Here is a 3236-nt window from a genome sequence, read left to right as displayed (position 1 = left end):
CCCACCGCGCTCCAGGACCTCCTGACCCAGATCCTCACCGACCCCCACCACACCACCCACGCCCGGCAACTGAAGAAAGAACACGACACCCTGCCTACGCCAAACCAAATCCTGGCCGAGCTGGAGGCACTGGTGCGCGACGGCCGTTCCGGCGCGTCCGCGTACCCCGCGCCCACGCCCCGCTGAAGGAGCCCTGAGGAGCTTCATGCGCACCCTGTTCGTGACCTGGGCCTGGCCCTCCCACCTCTACCCCATGGTTCCGCTCGCCGGCGCGACGCGGGCGGCGGGACACGAGGTGCTGCTGTGCTGCCCGCCGTCGCTGGTACCGGTCGCTGTACGCACGGGGCTGCCCACCGCCGCGGTGGGAAGCGACGTCGACATGACACCGACCGTGCGAAAGATGGTCGACCGGGCCAGCCCGGGCGGCTCCGAACGGTATCCGCACCGGCCGCGGGACACCGGCCGGCCGCCGACCCCGCTCGACATCTTCGCCAGGATGGCCGACGCCATGGCCGACGGGCTGCTCGACCTCGTACGGCGCTGGCAGCCCGACGTCATTGTCCACGACGCCACCACCTACGCCGCCCCGGCCGTGGGCCGGGCGTGCGGAATCCCTACCGTCCGGCATCTATGGGGCGTCGACTTCACCTACCTGCTGCGTGACTTCGAGACACAGGCGTTCGGACCACTCTGGGAGCGCCTCGGTCTGGGCAAGCCCGTCCTGAGCGGCAGCACGCCCACGCTCGACCCGTGCCCGCCCGCACTGCAGGTACCGGTCGCCTATTCCGCGCACCGCCTGCGCCACCTCCCCTACAACGGGGCCGGGCACCGGCAGCCCCGTCCGCTGCCGCCGCGGCAGCGCCCACGGCTGTGTGTCACCTGGGGCACCACCAGCAGCGCGATCGGCGGTGATCCGGTGCTCACAGAAGTCCTGCGGGGCGCCGCCGACCTGGACATGGACGTACTGTTCGCGACCACAGGCCAGGAGAGCGTGCCCGAGGACCTGCCCCCGAACTGGCACATCGCCGTCATGCAGCCGCTGAACCAGCTGCTGCGAGACTGCGACGCGGTGATCAGCCCCGGCGGCTCCGGCACGGTACTGACCACGGTCGCCGCCGGACTGCCCCAGATGGTGGTACCGCTGCTGCCCGACCAGGAAGCCACCGCCGAACGCCTGGAGTCGACCGGAGCCGGGCTGCGCGTCGCATCACGCGAGGTGAGCCGGGAACGGGTGGCGAAGGCCCTGACCACTCTGCTCGACGACAAGCGTCACACGCGGGCCGCGCGTCGGCTCCGTGGGGAGATGGCCGCACAGCCGTCACCGGTGAGCACCGTCCGTCTCCTGGATCGACTGGCGGGCCGGACACTCGGCGAGAGAGAACCTCAGTGATCGTGTCAAGCGGTCTGCTTCACCGATGGGGCGGACGTGGACAGCACCTTGTCACGCAGCATCGCCCACAGCGCATCGACCCGGCGCCAGGCGGGTGTGAACAGCGGCCGCGTCATCGCGGACCGGGCGGACATGCGGAACGGCCGGCCCGGAGGCCCGCTGGGCTTGGTGCGGTGGCGGTTGCCGGTGCGGCGCCCCGAGCCGCGGGGCACCGGTCCCGGACCGGCGTGGGAGGCCAGGCGGCGGGCGTCGTGGTAGCCGGAGGGCGAACGCACCGTCAGCCACACCCGGGCCTCCCGGTTGCGCCCGACATTCTCGAGGACACACCATGCGCATCCTGCTGACGGCCTGGTCGTGGCCCACCCACTACCACTGGCTGACACCGGTGGCCTGGGCGTGCCGCGCCCAGGGCCACGACGTTCTCGTGGCCGTGCCGCCGGCCGGGGTGAGCGGCGTGATCCGCGCCGGCCTGCCGGCCGTCGCCACGGGGGCCGACTACGACGTTGCGCCGGTGATCGCGAAGTACTACTGGTCATCGCCGATCGCCGAGACCGCCGCACGCGGCGAGCACGTGGACTGGGAGCGCGCGCGGCAGGGCGGCGAACAGCCGCTGTCCGTCTACGCGTTGCTCGCTGACGTCATGCAGGACGCGCTGCTCCGGCTGGTACGTTCCTGGCGGCCGGACCTGATCGTGTACGACGGCGTCCACTACGCCGCGCCCCTCGCGGCAGCCGCGTGCGGCGTCCCGGCGGTACGGCAGATCTGGGGTGTGGACTTCAGCGCCTGCCTCGCCCCGTTCGCCGAGGAGGCCCTCGCCCGCCACCGTGTCCGGCTTGGACTGGACGAGGTCGACGTGCTGGGCAGTGCCACGCTCGACCCCTGCCCGCCGAGCATGCAACTACGCGACTCAGTCCGCCGGCTGCCGGTGTGTCATCCCCCACACAACGGCTCTGCGCGGGTACCCCGCTGGGTGCTCGACCGGCCGCGCCGGCCCCGGGTCTGCGTGACCTGGGGCACGGTCTCGCACCTGTTCAGCGGGCGCATCGTGCCGCTGAGCCGAGTGCTGGACGCCCTGGCCCCGCTCAATGTCGAGGTGGTCGCCGCCGTGTCCGCGCGCGACCGCGCCGAACTCGGGAGCGTGCCGGAAAACGCGCGGATCATCGAGGACCTGCCGCTGCACCTCTTCCTCGACAGCTGTGACCTGGTGGTCTCGCAGGGCGGGGGTGGCGTGACCACGACGGCGATCCACACGGGCGTACCGCAGCTGACCGTGCCGCGCACCAGCGAACAGGTGCTCACCTCCCGGGCCCTGCAGGCAACCGGAGCGGCGGGCATGATCCCGCTTGCGCAGGCCACCCCAGAACGGGTGGCAGAGCACGTCCAGGAACTCGTCGGATCGTCCGCCCACGTGGCCGCGGCCCGCGCGCTGCGTGACGAGATCCGCGCCCAGCCTTCACTGGCCGACGCCGTTCACGAACTGGTCGCGATCGCAACGCCAACCAAGAAAGGGTGACCCCTTGCGCGTGCTGTTCACGGTCTGGAACTGGGTGACGCACTACTACCCGTTGGTGCCGCTCGCGTCGGCGGCGCGTGCGGCGGGCCACGAGGTGGTGGTGGCCACCCAGCCGGGCCTGGTTCCCACCGTGCTGCGCTCCGGCCTGCCCGCCGCGGCCGTCGGCCACGACACCGACACCGCCGCCCTGATGGGCGGTTACGTCGCCAAGGCGAAGCGCCATGGGCGCCCCATGCCGGAGTGGGGGGAGATGCGGCGGTTCGGGGTGCGGAACTGCTGGTTGAACGTGGCGGTGTGCGAGGCGATGGCGCAGGGCTTGTGGGAGTTCGCGTC

3 protein-coding genes and 2 pseudogenes are annotated in these 3236 nt (G+C 72.0%); 4 read left to right on the top strand and 1 reads right to left on the bottom strand.

The features are described from left to right. Both ACZ7N4_RS39070 and ACZ7N4_RS39065 read left to right on the top strand, forming a co-directional pair. A pseudogene (locus ACZ7N4_RS39070) lies at positions 1-186 on the top strand (hypothetical protein); the annotation flags it as partial. Between the two features lie 19 nt (positions 187-205). Next, positions 206-1390 carry a glycosyltransferase gene (locus tag ACZ7N4_RS39065; RefSeq protein WP_471368785.1) on the top strand — a complete coding sequence of 395 codons (1185 nt, stop codon included), beginning with the start codon at positions 206-208 and terminating at the stop codon, positions 1388-1390. A 5-nt stretch (positions 1391-1395) separates the two neighbouring features. Here ACZ7N4_RS39065 and ACZ7N4_RS39060 read toward each other — a convergent pair. Continuing rightward, a pseudogene (locus tag ACZ7N4_RS39060) lies at positions 1396-1653 on the bottom strand (IS110 family transposase); the annotation flags it as partial. 65 nt (positions 1654-1718) lie between these two features. Between ACZ7N4_RS39060 and ACZ7N4_RS39055 the strand changes: the two are divergent. Then, positions 1719-2903 (top strand): nucleotide disphospho-sugar-binding domain-containing protein, encoded by a 1185-nt coding sequence (locus tag ACZ7N4_RS39055; protein WP_471368783.1) that lies wholly within the window; start codon positions 1719-1721, stop codon positions 2901-2903. 10 nt (positions 2904-2913) lie between these two features. After that, positions 2914-3236: glycosyltransferase (locus ACZ7N4_RS39050; protein WP_471368788.1), on the top strand; the 323-nt coding region annotated here is incomplete at its 3' end.

It is taken from the genome of Streptomyces sp. NPDC107654, from assembly GCF_055639035.1.
Note: the sequence above shows the minus strand (reverse complement) of the source record. Positions and strands in the feature narration are given on the sequence as shown.